This is a genomic window from Hyphomicrobium sp. DMF-1 (assembly GCF_027886585.1).
Lineage (GTDB): Bacteria > Pseudomonadota > Alphaproteobacteria > Rhizobiales > Hyphomicrobiaceae > Hyphomicrobium_C > Hyphomicrobium_C zavarzinii.
On record NZ_CP115706.1, the window covers coordinates 4,648,976 to 4,672,791 of the forward strand.

A 23,816-nucleotide genomic window follows, 5' to 3' on the forward strand; every position below is an offset into this window, starting at 1 on the left:
TCGGGAAGGGTTTCAGGCACTTGCCGCGCGATCTATCCACCGTTCCGCTTCCTCCACGGATTGCGGCGTGCCGACGTGCATCCAGGCGCCTTCGAGGCGCAGTCCGAAAAGGCGCCCGCGATCGATGGCGCGATCCCACAGCGTGTTGAGGGAAAACGCACCTTTCGGGGCATCCTCGAACAATCTGGGGTGCGCGATGGACACACCAGTGAAAACGAACGGTGCCTCGCGCCTTTCGCCACGCCGCGAAAGCACGCCGTCCGCGTCCATGGCGAAATCGCCGTGCCCGTCGTAGCCGAGGCTGGTCGCGCCGAGGGCGAGCAGCATCAGGCTATCCATGCGATCGGGATCGAATGCCTGGATCAGGCGGGCGATGTTGGAGCCGACGCCTTCGATCCACACCGAATCCGAGTTGTGAATGAGGAACGGCGCATCGCCCAGGAGCGGCAATGCGCGCACTACGCCGCCGCCTGTGTCGAGCAGGGCGTCGCGCTCGTCGGAGATGATGATGGCCGGATTCGTGCGGCTGGCGAGATGCGCCTCGATCAGGTCCGGCAGGTAGTGCACGTTCACCACGGCCCGCTTGATGCCGCCCGCGGCCAACCGATCGAGCACGTGGTCGATCAGCGGCTTGCTCTTGAGGCGCACCAGCGGCTTCGGCACGACATCCGTCAGCGGGCGCATCCGTTTGCCGAGACCGGCGGCCAGCACCATCGCGGTGGTGATGTTCTCTGTCACGCGCGGCTCCCGTCCAGGGGCGAAAGACGACGCGCTGTAGGTGCGTCCCCGCACAATCCGCAACCGTGTCTGGACCCCGACCTCCGTCGGGGTGACGTCAGAGATGGGGCGAGCCTTCGCCGATATACACCCGTCATCCCGGCGGTCGTGGCAGAGCCATGCTTCGCATGGATGGCCGGGGTCCAGACATGGTTGCGGCACGCTGTCGGCTTCGGGCGCGCGAGGTAGGCGCTCATGGGCATCTCGTCAGATGTTCGGAGGCTCATTACGGGTGGCGGCCGGGACATGACGATCGAACCAGCCCTTGAGAGCCGCAAGCTCGGGATGAGCCAAGCCGCGCTCCAGATAGCGCCATATGCGAGGGATGTGACGCAAATACGCTTGCTTGCCGTCCCGCATGGCGAGACGCGCGAAAATTCCCAGGATCTTGGTGTTTCGCTGGACGCCGAGCGCCGCATAAGCGAAGCGGAACGCCTCCCGGTCGAAAGCCGGGTCGACAGCCGAGCGCATGCGCAGATAGTAGGACAGCAGCTCGGTCTCGAGATCGGCGGGCACATCGAGGCGCGCATCCTGCAGCAACGAGACGAGGTCGTAGGCGAGCGAGCCCGCGAGCGCGTCCTGGAAGTCGAGGAGCCCCGCGCGCTTGTAGCCTTCGCGATCCGGCAGCCACACGAGATTGGGCGAGTGATAGTCGCGCAGCACCCAGCCTTTCGGCTCCGACGCCAAGCGCGCGAACACGCTATCCCAGGCCGCCAGGAACTCCTGGCGTATCTCGGGGGGGATCGGTCCTGCATGGATCGCGCGCCAATACCAATCAGGCAGCAGCTCCACCTCGATTTCGAGCACGCCGCGATCCTGGGGCGGGACGCGATGCACGCCGCCGCCCGGCAGCTCGATCTCGTCCGGCACCGGCAATGTGCTCAGCACGAGCAGCGCATCTGTCGCCGTGCGCCAAAGCTCGGCCTGAGACGCCGTGCCGTTTGCGATCTCGGCGCCGAACACGCGATCCCCGAAATCCTCGAGCAGCAGAAAACCGGTGTCCATATCGGCGGCGTAGATCTCCGGCGCACTGAGGCCCGATTGGCGGAGCGCGGACGCCACGGCCACGAAGGGGCGGACATCCTCCGCCAGGCGTGCGATGCGGCTATAGGGCAAGCCGTCGCGGATCGGCGGACCATCGGGCTGGCGCGGCTGATCCATCAGGATGGCTTTCCTGCCATTCAGAGTCAGGCGCGCATAGGCGCGAGCGGACGCGTCGCCTTGAAGGTAGGCCGCGCGGGCCTCGGCCCAGGGACGCGACCGGCTTAGAAAATCACCCATGGCGGCGACGCGGGCGAGCCTCACGCTCCACGTTCCCTTAGCCTTGAAGGTCACCGTCCGCTGGTCGGACTCAGTTCCTTGCTCCAGGTGAATGTCGAGCCTGTTGTCGTGGCGCAGGCTCGGGGCGCGCTCCGGCCATTCCACCAGCGCGGCGCCGTTGGCGACATACTCGTCGAAGCCGAGCTCGATCAGCTCGTCCTCGCCCGAGAGGCGGTAGAGATCGAGATGAGCGAGTTCGACGCGCGGCGAGGCATAAGTCTGTACGAGAGAAAAGGTCGGGCTCGGAATTTCCGCTTCCGCATCCGCCAGCACGGCGCGAATGAGGGCACGGGCAAAGGTGGTTTTTCCGGCCCCCAGGTCTCCCGAGAGGGTCACGAGGTCGCCGCGGGCGAGCTTCAGCGCGATGCGTTCTGCCAAGCGCGCGACGGCTGCTTCGTCGGCGTCAATTACGCGCCAATCGTGCTGGATCGGGGCGCGCTGTGTCGAGGGTGGCGTTTGCGGGGGCATTCCGGTTCTGCTCAAGACCACGTTCCGGGAACCGTACCGTGACCTTGGTTCCTCTTCCAGGCTCGCTGTCGAGCATCATGTCGCCCCCGTGGAGGTCCACCAGGCTCTTGACGATGGAGAGGCCGAGCCCTGCCCCACGGTGCTTGGAGCCCTGGCTGCGGCTCTCGAAGCGCTCGAAAATGCGCCGCTGCTGCTCCTTGGGGATGCCAACGCCCTGATCTTCCACCGAGAACACCATGGCGCCATCCTCCCGCCAGCAGGAGAGGTGGATGACCCCTTCGGGCTTCGAGAACCCGACGGCGTTGGACAGCAGGTTGTAGAGCACCTGGCGCACGCGCTGCTCGTCGGCGGTGAAGGTGACGGCATCGTCCGCGATGGCGATGTCGAGCGTGAGGCGGGCGCGGGCTGCGCGCTCGCGGACGCCGTTGATGGCGAGATCGATCACTGCTCGCACGTTCACGGCATCGAGCTTCAGCTCCAGCCCACCGGCATCGATGGTGGCGAGATCGAGGATGTCGTCGATGATGGCGAGCAGCGTTTTGGACGAGAAGGCGATGTCATCGAGATATTCACGCTGACGCGGCGTGAGGGAGCCGAAGATCGGATTGGCCAACAGCTCGCTGAAGCCGATGATGTTGGTCAGTGGCGTGCGCAGCTCGTAGGAGATGTGGCCGATGAACTGGTTCTTCAGCTTGTCGGCGGTCACGAGTGCTTCGTTGCGCTCGATGAGGGCACGCTCGTAGCGTTTCGAATCCGTCACGTCGACGAAGGTGAGCAGCGTGCCGCCATCCGGCAGCGGCGTCACCGCGTAGTCGATCACGCTGCTGTCGGGGCGCACCATCTGGCCTTCGAGCGGCTCACGCTGCTCGAACGAGGTCACTGAGCGGCTGATCTCCGACCACGTGGCCATCTCGCCATAGAGCACCTGCGTGACGCGGATGAACTCATCGATGTGCGGGCTTTCGGCAAGCTGGGGGCGCGAAAGCTTCCAGATCGAGGCAAAGGCCGAGTTGAAAAGCGACAGGCGGCCGTCGGTGGCGAACACCGCGACGCCTTCCTTGAGGCTGTTCAGCGTCTCGGTCTGCACGCTGATGAGCGCGTTATACCGGCTCTCGAGCGCGATGCGCTCGGTCTCGTCTTGATAGAGGTAGGTGACGCCGCCATCCGGTCGTTGTGCGGCCATGACATGGAGATCGCGGCCGTCGGGCAGATGCCACCAGTCCTCGTGCTCGGTGTCCTCCTTGTAGCACTTGAGGACCTTGGACTTCCATTCGCGGTAATTCACCACCTCGGGCAAGCGGCCGAGCTCACGCAGCCGGTCGAGCACGGTTCCGTCGCGCGGGTTGGTCGCCAGCCAATCGGCATCGAGCCGCCAGAGCTTCTGATACGCCGCGTTGAAGAACGTGAGCTTCTGCTCGGAGTTGAAAATGGCAACCGCCGTCGCCACGCGATCCAGCGTGCGGTCGTATGCGGCGATCTGGCGATCCAGCTCGCCCTTCGCGGTTTCGAGATCGGCGACGTCGATGGCGGCGCCGGCGGTGGCATCGCCGAGCGGCAGAACCGTGACCTCGTGCGTCTTGCGCTCGGAGCCGACGACGAGCGGCATGCGCTCCTTGAAGGTCTGGCCGGTTTTCAGAACGCGTGACACGGCCTTGCGCTGGCGGGATTCGAGCAGCTCGATCTGGCTGTCGATGACCTCGGTCTCGTTCTCCGCGTCCACGGCCTTCACGTAGGCGCTGTTGACCCAGGTCAGCCGCCCGCTCGCGTCGTGCAGCCAGGCAGGGTGGGGCAGCGCGCTCAGAAGCGCGCGGCTCGAGCGCACGTCACGCGCGAGACGCATGTGCTGATCGAGAATGACGGAGAGATCGCGCTTGTAGCCGGCGACGTCCTTGAAGCGCAGCACCGCGCGGCCGCCCGCAGCGCGCCCGTCCGCTTCCACGTGACCACCGGCTGCGGTCTTCAGAATGAGATTGAAGGCACGCCCTTCGGCAAGCAGACCGTCGAGCGCGGACTTGAGCGCCGCGGTGCTCTTCTGGTCGAGCCAGAAGTTGAAACGCACGAGTTCCACCGAATTGGCCGGAAGCCCCGGTACGCCCGCGAGCGTGTTGGTGACCACGGAGAAGCCCTTACCCTGCTCCCAGTGCATGAGAACCTGCGGCTCGGCCTTGATCAACGCCTCGGCGGCGGCGAGCGCGCGGCGCAGGTCGCGGGCTTCGTCCTGGGCGCGGCCGGTCTGGCGGCGCAGGCTCGTGATGGTCTGGTAGAGCAGATACAGCGCGCCCGCCGCACCTGCCGCCACCAGCGCGGCCAAAATCCACGGGCCACCCGGCAGGCCGCCTTCCTCCATCATCCGGCGGCCGGAGGCGAGCGTAGCCGTCAGCACGGTCACGCAGGCGAGGCTCGCCAGGATGAGCATGATGAGCTCGACCCTGGTGTTCTGCCGCTCTGGCGTGGGGCTCTTGGTTGGCATCGATCTCGGGGTTTTTCAGGCCATGAGGCCGCGGCGCCGGAAAAGGACGCTGCGAATCGCTTCCGAAGTATGAGGAGCTTCGGGGGCCGATGCCAGCCCATCCAGGGCACAGCGTGGCGGCCAAAAGAGCCGTTGCGGGACGCGGCTATGCCCTCCGCATGATTCGCTGCATCACAAAAAAGAAAAACCCGCGAGCGGCAGCGCCCGCGGGTTTCGTTCGTTGTCGGATCGCTTGTGCGATCAGTAGCGATAGTGATCCGCCTTGTAGGGGCCTTCGACCGGCACGCCGATGTAGTCCGCCTGCTCAGGACGCAGCTTGGTGAGCTTCACGCCGAGCTTCTCGAGGTGGAGGGCGGCGACCTTCTCGTCCAGCACCTTCGGCAGCGTGTAGACCTTCTTCTCGTACTTGCCGGGGTTGGCCCACAGGTCGATCTGCGCCAGCGTCTGGTTCGAGAACGACGACGACATGACGAACGACGGATGCCCCATGGCGTTGCCGAGGTTCACGAGGCGGCCTTCAGACAACAGGATGATGCGGTTGCCCGAGGGGAACTCGATCTCGTCCACCTGCGGCTTGATGTTGGTCCACTTGAAGTTCTTGAGGCCCGCAACCTGGATCTCGTTGTCGAAGTGGCCGATGTTGCAGACGATGGCGCGATCCTTCATCTGCCGCATGTGCTCGACGGTGATGATGTCCTTGTTGCCGGTGGCCGTGACGTAGATGTCGGCGCGGCTGAACACGTCCTCGATGGTCGCGACCTCGTAGCCTTCCATCGATGCCTGCAGAGCGCAGATCGGATCGACCTCGGAGACGATGACGCGCGCGCCGGCCTGGCGGAGCGAAGCGGCCGAGCCCTTGCCGACGTCGCCGAAGCCCGCGACGAAAGCAACCTTACCGGCGAGCATCACGTCGGTTGCGCGGCGGATGGCATCGACGAGAGATTCGCGGCAGCCGTAGAGATTGTCGAACTTCGACTTGGTGACGCTGTCGTTGACGTTGATGGCCGGGAACAGGAGCTGGTTCTGCTCAGCGAGCTTGTAGAGGCGGTGAACGCCGGTGGTGGTCTCCTCGGACACGCCGCGGATGGAGGTCGCCACGTGAGCGAACCAGCCCGAGGGCTTCTCCTTGAGCAGGCGCTTGATGAGGGCGAAGAAGATCTCTTCCTCCTCGGAGCCCGGCTTGTCGAGGAAGGCGGTGTCGCCGTTCTCGGCGCGCAGGCCGTGGTGGACGAGCATGGTGGCATCGCCGCCGTCATCGAGGATCATGTTGGGAACCCCACCGCCGTGCCAGTCGAAGAGGCGGGCGGTGTAGTCCCAGTACTCGACCAGCGTCTCGCCCTTGTAGGCGAACACCGGCGTGCCGGCCGCCGCGATGGCGGCCGCGGCGTGGTCCTGCGTCGAGAAGATGTTGCAGGAGACCCAGCGCACGTCGGCGCCGAGGGCCTTCAGCGTCTCGATCAGAACCGCGGTCTGGATGGTCATGTGGAGCGAGCCCGCGATGCGCGCGCCCTTGAGCGGCTGCTTGGGGCCGTACTCGGCGCGGATCGCCATCAGGCCCGGCATTTCCGTTTCCGCAAGCTCGATCTCCTTGCGGCCGAAGGCTGCGAGCGAGATGTCCTTGACGATGTAGTCCTTGGAGGCGGTCATGGGGGTCCCTTTTTCGAGCGTTTCCCGAGAGACCAATGGCTCATCGGGCCGAAAGTCCGCCCTCCTATAGCCGCGCCGTCCGCTCCTCGCAATAAGATATAAACAAGTCCTTATGTCCCCGCGACGGGATGCCTTAGAGGGGACCGGCCGGGGATTTCGGCAAAGGGCCGGTTTTAGCCCACCGGGTGCAGCGCCTTGCGCGTTTCAATTCTGGCGTGTCTGGATCCCGGCCTTCGCCGGGATGACGTTGGAATTTGTTGCACCGGATTGCCTCCCCTTCACCCGTCACCCCGACGTCGTGGTGACGCCATGCTTCGCAGGGACGGCCGGGGTCCAGACACGCGTGCCGCATTGGCGGCAGGCGGGTTGCGATGCCGACCCGAGGAAACGGAGTTGGAAAAACTCACCGGCCTTCTCTTCCTTCGAGAAGGGCCGAGCGTCACGGCACAGGAGTTTCAAAGTGAGAACGACGGCGCGCCCAGCGGGGCAGGTGATCGAGAAAGATCAACAGCAGCGCCACGCCCAGCGGGCCGCCCCCCGATGGATCAGACACGCGAGGCTCAGTCTTCCTCGGCCAGCTCCTCGCCGAAGCCGGTTTCCACCAGATTGACGAGGGCTTCCAGCGCTTCGGGGCCTTCCGCACCCTCGGCGGTGATGTACAGCGTCGAGCCGGGGCCAGCGGCGAGCATCATGAGGCCCATGATGGATGTGCCGCCCACGGTCTGTCCGTCGCGCGTGACGGTGACAGCCGCTTCATAGCTCTCGGCGAGTTTCACGAACTTGGCGGACGCACGGGCGTGCAAACCCTTGCGATTCACGACCGTAACGACGGCCTCGGGACGCTTGCTGTCTCGGATCTCGGGCATTCGCGCGTCCCGTCACACTCTATTGCTCGCCCGACAATTCCTGACTGGCGACCTTAATGTACTTGCGCCCTGCTTCGCGGGCCAGAGTTACCGCCTCGTCCAGCGGCACCTCCTCGCGCAGCCCGGCAAGCTTCACCAGGATCGGCAGATTGATGCCGGCAATGATCTCCACCTTGGCCTCGTCCATGACGGAGATGGCAAGGTTGGACGGGGTGCCTCCGAACATGTCGGTGAGGATGATGACGCCGGACCCGGTTTCCGTGCGGCGGACCGCTTCCAGGATCTCGCTGCGGCGCGCTTCCATGTCGTCCTCGGGACCGATCGAGATGGTCTCGAGCTGGGTTTGAGGCCCGACGATGTGTTCGAGTGCCGCCCGGAATTCGACTGCCAAGCCACCATGGGTGACGATCACGAGTCCGATCATCGAGCTGTGCCGAAATTGTTTCGAGTTCGCATATGCCGAGCGCTGGCCCGATGTCGGGGGCGTCCCCTAAGTCTCCTTGGCGTCACGACAATCTCCGTGGTGTCATGATGCTTGCGGCAGCCGCCGCCCCGTCTTGTACGGCGGGCCGGAGACTTACAGGGGTTCGCGGGCAAAGCAAGGGGTTTCCTGCTCACACTCACGGGGGAGTTAATATCGCCGGGGCCGCATCGAGAGCCAGAACCAGCTTGAGAGGAGCAGAGGGTTCGAACGCCGCGAGGCGCACGACGGGCACAGACAGGCCGAAAAAGGTCTCCCGCCTCTCCTCCAGCGGATAGCGAGGGACCTCGGCCGCGGGGACGAGATCCACGACCAGCGCCAGCAACGCCGAAGGGCAATACGGAAGCTGCACGATGCCGAGGCCCCGAACCTCGATTTTACCGGCAATCGTGGGTGGCGGGGTGACCTCGATACCGCCCGGGGTAGAGACCAGACGCACCTGATCGTCGGAGAGAAGCTCGACACGGTGGGTGAGATGCGCGAGCCGGGGCGTCGCGATGGCGCGCAGGGCGAGGTCCGATTTTCCGGATCCCGACGGGCCGCGGATCAGCGCAGCCTTGCCGCCCAAGGCCACCGCCGTCGCGTGGACGAGATCAGCCGCGCTCTCGGATTGGCTCATGATACCGATCCGCTCCCGCACGCCGGCCGCTCGTGACGCCAGCGCGGGCCGAGCTCAGAAGTCCCGGAAGCCGCACGACGAAACGCCCGCCACGCTTCTTGCCGTCACCCTTCACATTCTCCGCGTAGATCTCGCCGCCGTGGGCGCGGATGATCTCACGTGAGATCGAGAGGCCGAGGCCCGAGTTCTTGCCACGGGTCGCCTCGGTGTCGGGGCGGTCCGTGTAGAAGCGGTCGAAGATGATCTCCAGGCGGTCGTCGGGAATACCGGGACCTTCGTCCTCGACGGAAAGCTCCACCATGCCGTCGACACGGCTGACATGCACGGAAACGGCCTTTCCTTCGGGCGAGAAGGAGATGGCGTTGTCGACAAGATTGGTCAGCACCTGACCGAGCCGGCCCGCATGGCCGTTGACGAGGAAAGCGCCGTCGAAGGGCGCGGGGACGATGGTGGTCTCCACGCGGCGCGTATCGCCGGACAGGATATCGCGGAAGATCTGGGTGACGCTGGCGACCACGCTGGTCGCGTCCAGGGGACCCATCTGCTGGCGGGCCAGCTCCGCATCGAGGCGGGAGGCGTTGGAGACGTCGGTGATGAGACGATTGAGCCGCTTCAGCTCGTTCTGGATCTGCTTCACGACCTCCTTACGCTGATCCTCGGTCTTGGCGTAGGCGAGGGATTCCGCCATCGAGCGCGCGGCGGTCAGCGGGTTCTTCAATTCGTGCGCGACGTCGGCTGCGAAGCTTTCGCTCGCCTCCACGCGCCGATAGAGAGCGGCGGTCATGGCCGAGAAGGCTGAGGCCATCTGGCCGACCTCGTCGGTGCGTTGGGCGAAGTCCGGCAGCTCGTGGCGCGCGCTGATGTTGCGGCTCACGAGCTCGGCCGCGGCGGAGAGACGGCGGATCGGGCCTGCAACGGTTCGGGCCAGCATCAATGCGCTCAGCAGCGTCGCGAGGATCGCAAAGGCAGCCAGGAGCCAGATCTGGTCACGCTGGTCGGACAGGATCTGGTCGATCTCGCCCGGTGGCGTCGACATCAGCAGCACGCCCTGCACAACAGACGCGCGCTGGATCGGTACGGCGGTCGAGACGATCTGCTCGCCCTTCTCGTTGAGCAGAAGCATGGCGGTCGCGGTGCCTTGCAGCGCCATCCTCACCTCGGGATAGGAGGTGCCGTTGGCGTTGCCGATCTCCCGGTAAACCGGCAGATCCTCATTCATGAGCATCCAGGACTTGAGGCGAGTCCAGAAGTTCTTGGTGCGGGTCTTGCTGTCGCCGCTCACCTTCGGCTCGTGGCGCGAAAGCTGGCCGCGCTTCAGCAGCGTGGCCGAGTCCATCACCAGCGTTCCGTCGCGGCTGTAGACGCGGGCGCGGCGCGTGGTCGGCTGAATGAGACGGCGCAGAATGGGCGCCACGCGCTCCGGCCGGATGGACAGCTCGTGCGCGGTGAAAGCCACGTCGTCCGGGGGAGCGGCCTTCTCGTTCGAGGGCAGGCTATCGGTATGGATGATCAGGCGGCCGGTCTCGACACGGGCATCGCCCGCGATGGCGGCAGCGATGATCTCGCCCTGAACGCGCAGCGACTCGCGCTTAGCGTCGATCAGCCAGGCATTGTTCTCGCTGAAATAAAGGATGCCGCCGATCATCACGACAAGACCGGCGAGACTGGCGACCAGGATGCGCCGCAGAAGGCTTCCGCTGACGAACCGTACGACCGGGAATGCGCGCCACCAGCGGCCGAACCCGGTCGCGGCTGCCTGAGACTCGGGAGGCGCGGGCTTTCTGCGCAGGAAGTAGCGGGACCGCGCAGCCAGCGACGTCATCCACCGGCGCACGCCGGCTACCATGGCCTCGGGCCCGGTAACATCAGCCGGCGTTCGCTCGGTCTCGAGCGCCATAAACCCTCCATTGCCGACCGAATGTCTCGATCAGCCCGGTTCACCACTTTTCCTGTAGCCCTCGCCCGTCCGGACGCGCATCCGGACACTTCGGGCGGTCCGGCCAGGCTACGCTTCCTTGAAGCGGTAGCCTACGCCATAAAGCGTCTCGATGACGTCGAAATCGTCGTCGACTTGCTTGAATTTCTTGCGCAACCGCTTGATATGGCTGTCGATCGTGCGGTCATCGACGTAGACCTGATCATCGTAAGCCGCGTCCATCAGCGCGTCGCGCGTCTTCACCACGCCCGGGCGGTGGGCGAGCGCCTGAAGGATCAGGAACTCGGTGACGGTGAGCGTGACGGGGCGGTTGTCCCAATGGCAGGTGTGGCGCTCCGGATCGAGCTTCAGCTTGCCGCGCTCCAGGATGTGGGCGACGGTCGGCTCCGGGGCCTGGCCATCCTTCGGCTGAAGGCGGCGGAGAATCGCCCGCACGCGCTCGACGATGAGGCGCTGCGAGAAGGGTTTGGCGATGTAGTCGTCCGCGCCCATTTTCAGGCCGAACAGCTCGTCAATCTCCTCGTCCTTCGAGGTCAGGAAGATGACGGGCATATCCGATTGCTGGCGGACGCGGCGCAGAAGCTCCATCCCGTCCATGCGGGGCATCTTGATGTCGAAGATGCCGAGATCGGCAGGATCTTCAGTGAGGGCCTCCAATGCGGAAGCTCCGTCGCTATAGGTCCGAACCTTGTAACCTTCAGCCTCGAGCGCCATACCAAGCGAGGTCAGAATGTTCCGCTCGTCATCGACCAGCGCAATCGTGCTTTTCTCTTTCATGTCCCGATTATCCTCGCGGCACCCTAAACCGTAGATGGCGCTTTATGGTCCCAAGGTGGATCAATTGTGGCAGGAACCTTCCTACGTGCCGACGTCTGAACCCAGTCTGAACGGCCCCTGGGCCCTGAAACAAACCAAGTGAGATCCTAATGGCAGCTCCCAACCCCGGCATCCCTCAGCAGCAAACTGCCGCACAGATTTCTCCAGGCGAGGCCACGCGCGTCCTGATGCGCTGCGCCCTCAAGGCTTCGCTCGCCACTCTCGAGACGTCGACGGGCCATCCTTACGCCTCGCTGGTGACAATCGCAACCGATGTGGACGGTACGCCGCTGTTCTTCATCTCAACCCTCGCTCTCCACACGAAAAATCTCCTGTCCGATAGCCGGGCGAGCCTCCTGTTCGACGGCACGGACGCCAGCGGAGACCCCCTTGCCGGGGGCCGCGTGACGGTCATGGGGCGGGCGGTCAAGACGCAGCGCGCCTCGGCGCGGGAGCGCTTCCTGGCCCGCCAGGACCATGCCCGGGCCTATGCCGATTTCCCGGACTTCGCGTTCTACGAGCTGGTCCCCGAGCGCGCGCATTTCATCGGCGGCTTCGGCCGCATCGTCGACCTCAAGCCGGATGACATTCTCGTGGATACGAAGGGGGCCGAGCCCCTCATCGCCGCCCACGCCGACATCGTCTCGCATATGAACGAGGATCACGCCGCGGCGGTCGAGCTCTATGCAACGGAGCTTGCCGGCGCGCCGAGCGGCCCCTGGCGGCTTACGGGCGTGGATCCCGGCGGCTTCGACATTGTCTGCGATGGATCAGCGTTGAGGCTTCCATTTTCCACTAAAGTCGAAACGCCAGACGGGGCACGGCAGGAATTCGTGCGTCTCGCAGCCTTGGCGCGTGACCGAAAGTCGAAGGCATAAGTACCCACCGCACGCTTGAAGGGGTAATATGGCGGGTGCTAGTTAGCACCCGCAGCAAGACCCTATTTTTTCAGTGATTGTGCAAGCTCTTCGGAGCTGCGCGCGCGGAGGGCTATTCATGAACGCGATGCCACCGGTCAAACCCGCAACCCAAAATCCTGCGGTTCTGGCCTTTGTGGACCAAGCGAGATCGCTGTTCAAACCCGAGCGCGTCGTCTGGTGCAACGGCAGCAAGGCCGAATACCAGCAGCTCCTCCACGCGATGGTGGCGACGGGCACCGCGCAGTGGCTCAATCCAGAAAAGAGACCCAACTCCGTCATCGTGCGCTCGGATCCTGCCGACGTCGCGCGGGTCGAGGACCAGACTTTCATCTGCTCGCTCTCCAAGGACGACGCAGGCCCGACCAACAACTGGGCGGACCCGGCAGAAATGAAGGCCACGCTCCAGGGCCTGTTCGACGGCGCCATGGTGGGCCGGGCCATGTATGTGGTTCCCTATTCGATGGGGCCCGTGGGCTCGCCCATCGCCCGCATCGGGATCATGGTGACCGACAGCGCCTATGCGGTCGCGAACATGCACATCATGACGCGCGTGGGAGATGCCGTGCTTGGCGCGCTCGGCTCCAGCACCGATTTCGTGCGCGGCCTGCATACGGTCGGCGTTCCGCTCAAGAAGCAGACCTGGGCCGACGAGCCCTGGCCCTGCAATACGACCAAGTACATCTGCCACTTCCCGGAGACCCGCGAGATCTGGTCGTTCGGCTCCGGCTATGGCGGAAACGCGCTTCTCGGAAAGAAATGCCATGCTCTTCGCATCGCCTCCGCCCAGGCGCGCGACGAGGGCTGGATGGCCGAGCACATGCTCATCCTGAAGCTCACCAATCCGGACGGGCGCTCGAAGTTCGTCGCGGCCGCCTTCCCGTCTGCCTGCGGCAAGACCAACCTCGCCATGCTCATCCCGACCATTCCGGGCTGGAAGGCCGAGACGATCGGCGACGACATCTGCTGGATGAAGTTCGGCAAGGACGGGCGGCTCCGGGCCATCAATCCCGAGACCGGCTTCTTCGGCGTCGCTCCCGGCACATCCAACGAGAGCAACCTCAATGCGATGCGCACGCTGGACGCCAATTGCATCTTCACCAACGTCGGCCTGACGGACGACAACGACATCTATTGGGAGCAGATGGGCGGCCAGCCCCCTGCGCACCTCACCGACTGGCTGCGCCGCTCCTGGTCCCCCAGCGCGGGCCGCACGGCGGCTCATCCCAACGCGCGCTTCACAGCGCCTGCCGCCCAGTGCCCCGTGATCGCCAAGGAATGGGACGACCCCGAGGGCGTGCCGATCGACGCCATCCTGTTCGGTGGACGGCGCGCAACGGTGGTGCCGCTCGTCTCCGAAGCGCTCTCCTGGCAACACGGCACGTTCCTCGGCTCCATTATGGCATCTGAGAAAACAGCGGCTGCCGCCGGCACGGTCGGCGAGCTTCGCCGCGACCCGATGGCGATGCTGCCGTTCTGCGGCTACCACATGGGCGACTACTTCCAGCACTGGCTCGACATGGGCGAGAAGGGCGGAAGCAAGATGCCGAAAATCTTCTACGTGAACTGGTTCCGGAAGAGCGCCGAAGGCAAGTTCCTGTGGCCCGGCTACGGCGAGAACAGCCGCATCCTCAAATGGATCTTCGAGCGGTGCGAGGGTACGGCGGACGCCGTGGAAACGCCGATCGGCAAACTGCCCGCGGAAGGCGCGCTCGACGTTCAGGGCCTCAAAGTCACGCCCGAGGCGATGGCGGAGCTGCTCAAAGTGGACCGCGACGGCTGGAAGGCGGAGCTTCCCTCGATCGGGGAGCATTTCGCCACCTTCGGAAGCAAGCTTCCGCGCGGCCTCTCGGACGAGCTCGCCGCGCTCGAGCAACGCCTCGGCTAATCACGACACCGTGCTCCAGCAGCGCGCCTCGGGTGCAAGCCCGGGGTTTGCCGCGCTTTGTTTCGCTCGCTACCGCAACGCGACGCATCGGCTATCGATCTCCCGCGTGAATCGTGGTCTATCGATTTGAGAAGGATCAAAAAGCGTCCTCACACGCGCTATAAATCAAGTGTACTGACGACCTTTCCTCCGGCTGTCGAGGCGAGCCGCGGCTCGATACTCACGAGAGTGGAGGGCGAATAGCGGGCCGGGCTCCGAGAGGCTGGGTCATGGGACAATCGCGATGCTGAACTGGCTTTCGAGGCTGTTCCTGCGACGCCATGAGGTCGCCCCTCGACGCCGCCCCGCGACGACGAGCCCCGTTCGCGTCACCCACGACGACAAGACCATCACAGTCCGCGACGGTGCCGAGGTCTCGACGCTTGCCTGGGCGGACGTGGCGAGCGTCACGGTGCTCACCACCGACCTCGGACCATTCGAGATCGACCTTTTCTGGGTTCTCTCCGACCGGGACAATCGAAGCTTTCTCACCATCCCGATGGGTGCCGACGGGGAACATGCGCTTTTGCAGACCATGCAGGTGCGCCTCACGGGCTTCGACAACATGGCCGTGGTGGAGGCCATGAGCAGCACAGGCAACGGCGTGTTCCAGATCTGGCCGGCGGCCGAGCTCGTGTAAGAGCGCGGGAAGCGCTCAGGCGCGCGGCTTGGGGGAGCCGGCGGGCGCTTGCGCGGCGTGGAAGCTCTGCAGCGCGCTCTGCCACGTCTCACGGGCAATGTTGCGTGCCCAGCGGGCCAATCCCAGGGCCACGGACGCCCAGCGGCGCGCCCACCAGTATATCCCGGTGTCCGTCGCCATGCCCTTGGCGCTGGCGGCGAGCGCGCGGGATTTGCGATCGGAGCGGACTTTCGCGGCATCGTCGTAGAAGTCGGCGATCTTCTCGACGCCCATGCCGGGCGTTGCGAGCCAGGTGGAGACATAGCCGTTGCACAAGCGCTCGACGTCGATCATCGCCTTGCGCGCGCCGGTTCCGGTCGCGGGGCAGGCCGTGCCGAAGGCATCGCCGATCAGCACCACGCCCGGCTGGCGATAGTTGCTCGTGCCGTAGAAGTCGATGGGGCGAACCTTCACCGGGCCTGCCACGCGGAACGGTCCCGCGAGGCGCTCGAGGCGGGGCATGGTGGCCTTCAGCATGGCCTCGGGCGCGGCGCGGAACTCGCGCAGCCACGGATCGTCGAGGTCACGGTAGACGAAGAAGTTCGCCCGCAAACGCGTGCCGATGGGAAACAGCGTGATGTAGGAGACGCGGGAACGGGGATGCTCGCCGTAGTACGTCAGCGCGCGGAACGGGAAACTGCCTCCCTCCGCCGGCTCCAGGTCAAAGCCGAAGGTAATGGAATAGCACGGCTTGAAGTCGCAGCGCTCCATGCCGAGGGATTGGCGCAGGCTGTTGTTCAAGCCGCTAGCCATGATCACGAGCCGGGCGGTGAGGATCTCGCCCGAGGCGAGCGTCACCTTTTGCGTCTCGGGTCCGTTGGCGACGGCGGTGACCTTGCCGCGAATGAAGGTGACCTCCGGCGGAATCTCCGTGCGGATCGTGTTGACGAGGCGTCCGTAGTCGATGCCGAGCTGGTCGCTCGGGCGCTTCTCGACCAGATGGCCGAGGCGCGAAACCCAGGCGGTTCTATCGTGGGTGGCTGCGGCTAGGACCGCGGAGCCGATGCCAGCCTTATTCAGGATGTCGATCTGGTCGAAGTCGATCTTCTCGCAGCGGAACTCGTCCGGATAGGTCTCGTTCGGGTCGACGATCGCCACGGAATGGCCGGCGCGCGCCAACATCGTGGCGGCGATCGACCCCGCCAAACCCGCGCCGACGATTGCGACCTCGAACTCGCGCATCACCCACTCCAGACCGGAGACATCCTGGATTGCACCGGACTTCATCGGCCGGGATTGTCTGTGGCGTTGCGCTAAGTGCGAGTTAAGGATTGCGTTGCGCGCCGCTGTTCCTGGCGGGATGGCTAACAGCCCGTTAAAGGGGCCCCGGCGCTCTGGACGATCGCTCAGTTACGGAAGGCGCGGTCGAGGTTCTTGGCCCGATCCAGGTTCTTGGCCTTGCCAGCGTTCGCCATCGCGCCGATGCGGGCGTTGTTCACATCCGCCCCATCGAAATCAGCGCCGTCCACGTTGGCGCCCGTGAAGTCGGTTCCGCCGAGCTCGCTACCCGCCAGGGAGGCGCCCGTGAGATCGGCGCCGTTGAGGTCGGTGAACTCGATCAACGCGCGGCGTAGGTTGGCATTCCGCAGGGACGCGCCTTCGAGGTTCGTTCCCTTGAAGGTGCCGCGCATGAGGCCCATGGACTGGTTCTTCTCGTCGGCCGAGAGATCGGCGCCGTCGAGCCTGGCGCCTTTCATGCTGGCCTTCGAGAAGTCACCCGCCACGCGGGCGCCGGTCAGATCCGCCCCATCGAGCTTTGCGCCGATGAGCTGGGTTCCGAACAGGCTCGCGCCCTTGAGATTGGCGCCGGTCCAATCGGAATTGAGCGCCCAGACCGAATCGAGGTTCACGCCCTCCAGGTTCGCCTTCGCGAGGGTCGCCCCCATCAGGCGCGCGGCCTGAAAATTCACGCGGCGCAGATCCATGCCCGAGAGGTCGAGCTTGTTCAGGGCCTTGCCGAAGAGGTTCAACGTCTCGCCCTCGGGCAGGCTGGCGAGGGCGGCCTCGATGTCGGCGCGGGTCATCTCGGCCTGAGTGAACTGGGGCGAGGAGAGATCGACCATGTCGATCATGCTCTGAGCGCGAAGCTGGGGCACGCCTATAGACGTGGTCAGCAGGACCGCTCCCGCGATCAGGCTTAAACAGGCGGCCTTCCCAAACATGCTCGCTCCCTTTGGCAAGAGTCTTGTCTGAGCCAGATGCTCACTATGATCCATTTCGACGATCGGGTCACGCGGCAGCGCGCGGGCGGGCGCGGGCCGCAAGGCAACCGGGGCCGCCGCATTGGCCGCACGCAAGGAACTTGAGTTTGCTCAAGTGGTTGGGCCAACCAGGGGCGTATTCCTCAAGCGGCGACCGGTCCCCCACTGACGTCTCGACCCATTTCCGGCTATGGTGGCGCCAGCCAGCCTACATGAACGCACAAATTTCGAGAGAGGATTGCCGTCGATGTTCGACCCCGAAAGCCCGCCCGAGCTTGAAACAGCCCATTGGCTCAACACCGAGGCGCCCCTCAAGCTCAAGGAGCAAAAGGGCAAGGTCGTCGTGGTGGCGGCGTTCCAGCAGCATTGTCCCGGCAGCGTGAAGCATGGCCTGCCGCAGGCTGCCCGCATCGCAGGTGCATTCAGCCCCGACGAGGTGGTGGTGATCGGCCTCAACACCCCGTTCGAAGAGACCGAAAAGCAGAACAAGGCAGCGCTCGAGAAATTCGTGGAAGAGCACGAGCTTCCGTTCGCCATCGCGCTCGACAAGACCAACGGCAAAAGCCTGCCGAAGACGATGGAAGCCTACGAGATCCAGGGTACGCCGACCGTGCTCGTGTTCGACCGTCAGGGCCGTCTGCGCCGCCACTACCTGGGCCAGGTGGACGATCTGCGTCTCGGCGCGGAGGTGATGGCGCTCGCCATTGAGGCACGCGACGCGCCGCGCGAGCAATCGATCGCGATCGAGCGCCGGCTGGCCGCGACGCTGGTCGACCCCAACGCGCACCATCACGCCGGCGGATGCGGATGCGGGCACGATCATTCCCATGATCATGGGCACGACCATCATGCCCATTCGCACGAGGGCGGCGGCTGCTGCGGCGGCCAGGGCCACGCGCACGATCATGACCACGACCATCAGCACGCCCAGGGCGGCTGCGGCTGCGGACACAATCACTGAACTCCGGCACTCGCACTCACTGACCCAGGCTCCCTTCTCCCCACCGGCTTCGATGAGGAGAAGGGATGTGCCTACTTCCGCTCCTTGAAGGATGGGCCTTCGAAGGTGCGAACGGGACGGCCGCGCTCCAGGGCATCGTGCTGGGCCCAGCGGTCGCGCTCGGCGTCCGCCTTCGCAGCGTTGGCACCCTCCGCCAGAAGCCCCGCGAGACGCGCGAGTGCGAGCTTCTTGTTCATGGCCTGAGAGCGCTCCTCGCGCGCCGTTGCGACAAGCCCGGTGGGGCGGTGCGTGGCCCGCACCGCGCTTTCGGTCTTGTTGACGTGCTGGCCGCCGGGGCCAGAGGCGCGCATCGCCTCGAACGCCACGTCCGCCGTCCGAAGCGCCGTTGCCCCTGCGTCCGGCGGCGCGAGAACCTCCACGCCGACGAACCAGTTCTTGCGCTTGTGCCCTGGACGGAGAGGCGACGGGCAGATCCAAAGCACGCTGCCGCGCGAACGATGGGCGAAGGCGCGGGCACCCTCCCCTTCGAGCGAGAGCAGCGCAGACAGCGCCGTTCCGCGCTCGCGGCCTTCGACGATGTCGAGCAGCACGCAGGCGAGCCCCTGCTTGCTGGCCTCCTTCTCCAGCACATCCGCCAGCCTGGCGACGGCGAGCTGGCATTCGGCGGGGCCGCGCCCCGACGTGACCTGAAGCCAGATGTGCTCGTGCTCCTTGCTGTCAGTCCTCATCGCGCGCCCTCCGCACCTTGTAGGTGAGCACCGGCCGGTAGACGGCGACGGTGGTGACGAGACCGGCCGCCTCCAAATCGGCGATCACCTGGGCGATATCCTTGTAGGCTTGGGGCGCCTCGTCATAGAGCAGCTCGCGAGCCTCGCAGATCACGCGGCCGCCGAGCTCCGTGCGTGCAAGGTCCTCCACGCGGTACTTGTGCGAGAGACGCGACTTGGCGTAGCCACGCTGCCAGCGCCGCCCGGCCCCGTGAGCGAGAGACCAGGCTGCCTTCTCGCCTTCGCCCGCGAGCGCCCGCACAAGATAGCTCGGCGTGCCGCGCGATCCCGGGATCATGAGCGCGCCGTGCTCCGGCGCCTCACGCGTGGACGCCGCCCCCTTGCGATGGAACCAAGCCGGAGCGCCCGCGAGGTCCTCGCGCGTCACCATGTTGTGGGCGACGTCCGAGATGCACCGGAGGCCAGCGCCCAGCTCGTCCGCGAACCGGTGCGCGATGAGCGCGCGGTTGGCGCGGGCAAAGCGCATGGCGTGGTCATGCCGCGCGAGATAATGAGCAGCCGCCTCGCTGTCCTCCCCGAGCGGGTTGGCGCCGTGACGCTCCAGCAGCTCGCGAAAGATGTCCTGGCCGAGGGCGCGGCTGCCCGAGTGGATTAGGAGAGCCGCGCAGGCCTTGTCGAGCCCCAGCGCCGCGAATGCCTCCGCATCGCGGACCTCTTCCGCCACCTGCAGCTCGGCAAAGTGGTTGCCGCCGCCAATGGTGCCGAGCCCCGCATCCGCGAGAGACGGCGCGATGCCAAACTTGTCTCGCCAGGGGGTAAGATCGCCATCCCAGGGCGTTTCGAGCCCCGTGATCTTGCGCTCCAGCCGGTCGAGCTTGAGCTTGCGGGCCGGAATGTCCAGCGCCCAAAAGCTCATGCCGCAGCCGATGTCGTTGCCGGCGAGAGCCGGATAGACCACGCCACGCGAAACGAACGCGGCGCCGACGGCGATGCCCTTTCCGGGATGGAGATCCGGAAAGCCAGCCGCCAGCACCATGCCCGGAAGGCGTGCCGTGGTGTTCAGTTGCTCGAGGGCCGCGCCCTCGATCCAGGATTTGTCTGAGGTGAAAAGCCGGACGTTGCTCGGCGCGCTAGGCGTCGCGTCCGTGAGTGAATTGCCCATGGCAGTTGCTCAGGAGATAGAAGGTATCCATGCCCGCGATGACGCCACCGCGGACGGCTGCTGTCAGCGTCTCGTTGGTGGCTCGGCGCATGGAGGTCTCCTTTCGGCAATTCGTATGGGCGGCGCTGATAGCTGCGAATTGCGCCGAAAACAAGCCGCTTCTCGCTCAAAGAGGCGTGAACGGCTGTTTCCTGCGGCACATCCACGGGACATGCACTTGCAATTTCCACCATCATGTAACATATTTAGTTACATGAAACACGACAGCAAACTCTCGGGCGTTCTCCACGTCCTCCTGCACATGCTCTTCACGAAGGGGCCTGCCACATCCGAGCAGCTCGCGAAGATGATGGAGACCAATCCCGTGGTCGTCCGCCGCGTGATGGCGGGGCTGCGCGAGCAGGGCTTCGTCGCCTCGGCAAAGGGCCACGGCGGTGGCTGGACCGTGGTGTGCGATCCGGCGGCCGTGACGCTCGCCGACATCTACAAGGCGGTCGGCGAGCCGCCTCTCGTCGCGCTCGGCCACCGCAGCGACAATCCCCAATGCCTTGTCGAGCAGGCGGTGAACCAGGCGCTCGACACCACGTTCCGCGAGGTGGAGGCGCTGTTCCAGGCCAAGCTTGCCTCGGTGACGCTGGCCGATCTTTCCAAGGACTTCAACCGCCGCCTCCGCAAACACGGCCGGACTCACAAGGAGCATGCTCATGGATAAGAACCGCTGCGACGCGATCATCGTCGGCGGCAGCTTCGCGGGGCTTTCCGCCGCGATGCAGCTTGCGCGCGCGAACCGGGCTGTGTGCGTGATCGACACCGGCACGCCGCGCAACCGCTTCGCCGCTGCCTCGCACGGCTTCTTCGGGCAGGACGGAATGGCACCCGCCGAGATGCTGGCGACAGCGCGGGCCAAGGTCGCTGCCTATCCGAGCGTGCGCTTCGTCGACGGCGCAGCGGTGACTGCCGCAGCCGAAGAGACCGGCTTCGCGGTGACGCTGGCCGACGGGCGGCGGCTGCATTCGCGCAGGCTCGTGCTCGCGTTCGGGCTCGCCGACACGTTGCCGGACATACCGGGTGTCCAGGACCGCTGGGGTAAGACGGTGATCCATTGCCCCTACTGTCATGGCTTCGAATTCCTGGGCCAGCCGCTCGGCGTGCTGAGCGTGATGCCGCTTTCGACGCATCAGGCCCAACTCATTCCCGAATGGGGGCCGACGACGTTCTTTCTCAATGGCGGGGCGATGCCGGACAGCGAGACGCTCGCGAGCCTCGCTCAACGACGCGTCACCATCGAGCCTGCGCCCGTCACCGCGCTCGAAGGGGAGGCGCCACGTCTCGACGGCGTCCGGCTCGCGGATGGGCGGCTGGTGCCGGTTTCCGCGCTCTACGTGGCGCCTCGCACCAGCTTCCAGAGCGACATCGCGCATCGACTGGGATGCGCCATCGAGGACGGCCCGTTCGGCCCGATCCTCACCACCGATGCCACCAAACGCACGAGCGTTCCGGGCGTCTTCGCGGCCGGAGACATCACGCGCGCCATGCACAATGCGACGCTGGCCTCGGCGGACGGCGTGATGGCCGGTGCCAGCGTACATCAGTCGCTCGTGTTCCCGACGGCCACCGCAGCCTGAGCGGCTGCTTCAAGTTGTGCATCAACCCCGTTCTCGGGAGCTTGCCGCCTTCAGCCCGCCACCCGAATCGGCGGAAAGTCTCCGTCACTAGATTGGGATAGGAGCCGGCGATGACCGAGCGCGCGACGGGGCGGCAGAGAGAGCGAGACGAGGATGTTCCCGCGCGCGAGAGCGCACCCTCCGGCAAGGCCAAGAAAAAGCCGAAAGCTGCGGGCTTCGACAAGAAGACCATCGCCCTCGTCTATGATTTCGACGGCACGCTCTCTCCGCGCCCGATGCAGGAGTATTCGTTCCTGCCGCAGCTCGGCGTCGATCCCGCCGAGTTCTGGGCAGAGTGCGGACGTGTGGCGCGCGAGCAGGGCGCCGATCCGCTCATCACCTACATGCACCTGATGTACAAAAAGGCGAAGGAGAAGGGCATCCGCATCGATCGCTCCGATCTCGTCAAGCAGGGGCGCGACGTGGAGCTCTTTCCCGGGGTGGAGGCGTGGTTCGATGCCATCGCCGAGTACATCAAGATCCGCGCGGAGAGCCACGGCGTGAAGCTGCGCCACTATCTCGTCTCCTCCGGCCTCACCGAGATCGTCGAGGGCACGAAGATCCGCAAGCACTTCCACAACGTGTTCGCGTCCGAATACTGGTTCGACGCCTATGAGCTGCCGTATCCGAAGCGCGTGATCACGGACACCGGCAAGACGCAGTATCTCTTCCGCATCAACAAGGGTATCGAGGACCTGGGCGAGAGCATCAATTCGCACATGCCCGAGGACCAGCGGCCGATCCCGTTCCGCAACATGATCTATTTCGGCGACGGCGACACGGACGTTCCCTCCATGGCGCTCATGAGGAAGAGCGGCGGACACGCGATCGCGGTGCATCCGGATGGCAAGGCGCCCGAGAAGTGCGTGGAGCTGTTCCGCGCGGGCCGCGTGGACTTCTATGCCGCCGCCGACTACCGCCGCGGGTCCGATCTCTTCAAGCGCACGTGCCTGCTCCTCGACCGCATCCTCGCCGACATCCGCGTGCAGGAGGAGGTTTGGGAAGTGGGCCGGAGTGCATAAGACAGTGGAAAGCCCAATTGCATTATGAAGGGTCAATGGCGAGGACAATACGAAAGTAATGGCCAGGGAGACATCATTGTCGAACTGGACGAGTTCGATGACTGCTACCGTGGATGTGCATACTTGTACGGGCCGGACCGCAATTTTCCAGGCACGTTAGCAGAAATTGCTACACCGACCAAAGAGACAAGGGGAACTTTTCGGTCGCCGTTACATCCGCTCCATCCCGATACTCTGCAACCGGTCCCGTGGCAGGCTATTTCCGACCGTTTCCCAGGCGCCGTTTTTCCTGGTCGTGCTAATGTAGACTTCGATGCAACGGACACGCGTTTGGAACTGGCGTGGCTGACCGAGCATGGGGTTGAGGGAAGGGCGATAATCGAGCGCCAGGACCCATCAAGGGCATCAGAATTGGTGCCGCGGGCAGATGTGACCACTTGGGAAGCCTTCAAGGAATTCTCTGTCAGGCTGGACCCTCGGCGCTTTATTTTCCGTGGCCAAGCGAAACCGTGGAGATTGCGAACATCTTTCCACCGCACAGGGCGTTCCGACCTTCATAGATACAGCGCGAAGGATGACATCCCGCATCTGCATAGGAATCTAAGCGCTCGAACTCGCCACTTCTTTGATCTGAACAATTCTCTTCAGACTGGGGCGTTCTACAATCTGATACAGCATCACGGATATCCCACACCTTTGATGGATTGGTCGCTCTCACCATTTGTTGCCGCGTTCTTCGCTTACAAAAACATAACCAACGCCGAGGCAACTCGGGCCGCTGATGAAATGAAAGTGCGCGTCTTCGTCTTTGATGAGCAGAAGTGGTGTATCGACTACGGTCAGGTCCAGAACCTTGTGACGCGCCACCCTCATTTTTCGATACTGAAGGCGTTGGCGATTGGCAATGAGCGCATGGTACCGCAACAAGCCCTCTCGACATTGACCAACGTGGACGATGTTGAAGCGTATATCCGCACGCGGGAGATGGAGCGAGGGGTGACCTATCTCGAAGCTATTGACTTACCGATATCTGTCCGCAGCCGCGTCATGCAAGAGTTGAGTCTTATGGGGATTACTGCGGGCTCAATGTTCCCTGGCCTTGATGGAGCTTGCGAGGAACTGCGGGAACGCCTTTTCACCCTGTGATTGGACCGC

General features: G+C 64.8%; 22 protein-coding genes. 8 read left to right on the forward strand and 14 right to left on the reverse strand.

What is annotated here, in order from left to right; translation table 11 throughout:
* Positions 1 to 12: 12 nt before the first annotated feature.
* From PE058_RS21575 to PE058_RS21615, 9 genes are all read right to left on the reverse strand, one after another.
* On the reverse strand, positions 13 to 714 hold the full coding sequence (locus tag PE058_RS21575) for a nucleotidyltransferase family protein (RefSeq protein ID WP_051113900.1): 702 nt from the start codon (positions 712 to 714) through the stop codon (positions 13 to 15).
* Between the two features lie 270 nt (positions 715 to 984).
* On the reverse strand, positions 985 to 2,565 hold the full coding sequence (gene tsaE / locus PE058_RS21580; RefSeq protein WP_271029486.1) for a tRNA (adenosine(37)-N6)-threonylcarbamoyltransferase complex ATPase subunit type 1 TsaE: 1,581 nt from the start codon (positions 2,563 to 2,565) through the stop codon (positions 985 to 987).
* Positions 2,501 to 5,035, reverse strand: a complete 2,535-nt coding sequence (locus tag PE058_RS21585) for a sensor histidine kinase (protein WP_020087970.1) — start codon at positions 5,033 to 5,035, stop codon at positions 2,501 to 2,503. Before PE058_RS21585 ends, tsaE begins: the two co-directional genes overlap by 65 nt.
* 240 nt (positions 5,036 to 5,275) lie before the next feature.
* Positions 5,276 to 6,682: an adenosylhomocysteinase gene (gene ahcY / locus PE058_RS21590; protein ID WP_271029487.1), complete on the reverse strand. Its 1,407-nt coding sequence runs from the start codon at positions 6,680 to 6,682 to the stop codon at positions 5,276 to 5,278.
* Between the two features lie 560 nt (positions 6,683 to 7,242).
* Positions 7,243 to 7,548, reverse strand: a complete 306-nt coding sequence (locus tag PE058_RS21595) for an HPr family phosphocarrier protein (RefSeq protein ID WP_271029488.1) — start codon at positions 7,546 to 7,548, stop codon at positions 7,243 to 7,245.
* Between the two features lie 19 nt (positions 7,549 to 7,567).
* Positions 7,568 to 7,972 carry a PTS sugar transporter subunit IIA gene (locus PE058_RS21600; RefSeq protein ID WP_020087973.1) on the reverse strand — a complete coding sequence of 135 codons (405 nt, stop codon included), beginning with the start codon at positions 7,970 to 7,972 and terminating at the stop codon, positions 7,568 to 7,570.
* A gap of 196 nt (positions 7,973 to 8,168) precedes the next feature.
* Entirely contained in the window at positions 8,169 to 8,648 is a 480-nt protein-coding gene (locus PE058_RS21605) for an HPr kinase/phosphorylase (RefSeq protein ID WP_020087974.1), read from the reverse strand.
* A complete protein-coding gene (locus PE058_RS21610; protein ID WP_020087975.1) occupies positions 8,623 to 10,545 on the reverse strand; it encodes a stimulus-sensing domain-containing protein in 1,923 nt (640 codons plus the stop codon). The genes PE058_RS21605 and PE058_RS21610 overlap by 26 nt, the downstream gene beginning before the upstream one ends.
* A 108-nt stretch (positions 10,546 to 10,653) precedes the next feature.
* Positions 10,654 to 11,361: a response regulator transcription factor gene (locus PE058_RS21615; RefSeq protein WP_020087976.1), complete on the reverse strand. Its 708-nt coding sequence runs from the start codon at positions 11,359 to 11,361 to the stop codon at positions 10,654 to 10,656.
* Positions 11,362 to 11,510: 149 nt separating this feature from the next.
* Between PE058_RS21615 and PE058_RS21620 the strand changes: the two genes are divergently transcribed.
* From PE058_RS21620 to PE058_RS21630, 3 genes are all read left to right on the forward strand, one after another.
* Entirely contained in the window at positions 11,511 to 12,278 is a 768-nt protein-coding gene (locus PE058_RS21620; RefSeq protein WP_020087977.1) for a HugZ family pyridoxamine 5'-phosphate oxidase, read from the forward strand.
* A 118-nt stretch (positions 12,279 to 12,396) separates the two neighbouring features.
* Positions 12,397 to 14,205: a phosphoenolpyruvate carboxykinase (GTP) gene (locus PE058_RS21625; protein WP_020087978.1), complete on the forward strand. Its 1,809-nt coding sequence runs from the start codon at positions 12,397 to 12,399 to the stop codon at positions 14,203 to 14,205.
* A 283-nt stretch (positions 14,206 to 14,488) separates the two neighbouring features.
* Entirely contained in the window at positions 14,489 to 14,884 is a 396-nt protein-coding gene (locus PE058_RS21630; RefSeq protein ID WP_271029489.1) for a hypothetical protein, read from the forward strand.
* Between the two features lie 15 nt (positions 14,885 to 14,899).
* Here the strand turns inward: PE058_RS21630 and PE058_RS21635 are convergent, their stop codons facing one another.
* The gene (locus PE058_RS21635; RefSeq protein WP_271029490.1) at positions 14,900 to 16,150 is read right to left on the reverse strand and encodes an FAD-dependent oxidoreductase; all 1,251 of its coding nucleotides are present in this window, start codon (positions 16,148 to 16,150) and stop codon (positions 14,900 to 14,902) included.
* 119 nt (positions 16,151 to 16,269) lie between these two features.
* Positions 16,270 to 17,085: a pentapeptide repeat-containing protein gene (locus PE058_RS21640; protein ID WP_271029491.1), complete on the reverse strand. Its 816-nt coding sequence runs from the start codon at positions 17,083 to 17,085 to the stop codon at positions 16,270 to 16,272.
* 286 nt (positions 17,086 to 17,371) lie between these two features.
* On the opposite strand from PE058_RS21640, the gene PE058_RS21645 reads away from it, so the two are divergent.
* Positions 17,372 to 18,085: a peroxiredoxin family protein gene (locus PE058_RS21645; RefSeq protein WP_020087982.1), complete on the forward strand. Its 714-nt coding sequence runs from the start codon at positions 17,372 to 17,374 to the stop codon at positions 18,083 to 18,085.
* Positions 18,086 to 18,156: 71 nt separating this feature from the next.
* Here the strand turns inward: PE058_RS21645 and prfH are convergent, their stop codons facing one another.
* From prfH to PE058_RS21660, 3 genes are read right to left on the reverse strand one after another with little or no spacing between them, the layout of a single operon-like run.
* A complete protein-coding gene (prfH, locus tag PE058_RS21650; protein WP_271029492.1) occupies positions 18,157 to 18,813 on the reverse strand; it encodes a peptide chain release factor H in 657 nt (218 codons plus the stop codon).
* On the reverse strand, positions 18,803 to 19,975 hold the full coding sequence (locus tag PE058_RS21655; protein ID WP_271029493.1) for an RNA ligase RtcB family protein: 1,173 nt from the start codon (positions 19,973 to 19,975) through the stop codon (positions 18,803 to 18,805). Before PE058_RS21655 ends, prfH begins: the two co-directional genes overlap by 11 nt.
* Positions 19,944 to 20,066 carry a hypothetical protein gene (locus PE058_RS21660; protein WP_271029494.1) on the reverse strand — a complete coding sequence of 41 codons (123 nt, stop codon included), beginning with the start codon at positions 20,064 to 20,066 and terminating at the stop codon, positions 19,944 to 19,946. Before PE058_RS21660 ends, PE058_RS21655 begins: the two co-directional genes overlap by 32 nt.
* Before the next feature lie 162 nt (positions 20,067 to 20,228).
* Between PE058_RS21660 and PE058_RS21665 the strand changes: the two genes are divergently transcribed.
* The 4 genes from PE058_RS21665 (at position 20,229) to PE058_RS21680 (ending at position 23,807) form a co-directional block, all read left to right on the forward strand.
* On the forward strand, positions 20,229 to 20,687 hold the full coding sequence (locus PE058_RS21665) for an Rrf2 family transcriptional regulator (RefSeq protein ID WP_271029495.1): 459 nt from the start codon (positions 20,229 to 20,231) through the stop codon (positions 20,685 to 20,687).
* Complete coding sequence (locus PE058_RS21670; RefSeq protein WP_271029496.1) at positions 20,680 to 21,600, forward strand: NAD(P)/FAD-dependent oxidoreductase; 921 nt, start codon at positions 20,680 to 20,682, stop codon at positions 21,598 to 21,600. Before PE058_RS21665 ends, PE058_RS21670 begins: the two co-directional genes overlap by 8 nt.
* Before the next feature lie 110 nt (positions 21,601 to 21,710).
* On the forward strand, positions 21,711 to 22,661 hold the full coding sequence (locus tag PE058_RS21675; protein WP_271029497.1) for an HAD family hydrolase: 951 nt from the start codon (positions 21,711 to 21,713) through the stop codon (positions 22,659 to 22,661).
* 24 nt (positions 22,662 to 22,685) lie between these two features.
* Positions 22,686 to 23,807, forward strand: a complete 1,122-nt coding sequence (locus PE058_RS21680; protein WP_271029498.1) for an FRG domain-containing protein — start codon at positions 22,686 to 22,688, stop codon at positions 23,805 to 23,807.
* Positions 23,808 to 23,816: the final 9 nt, after the last annotated feature.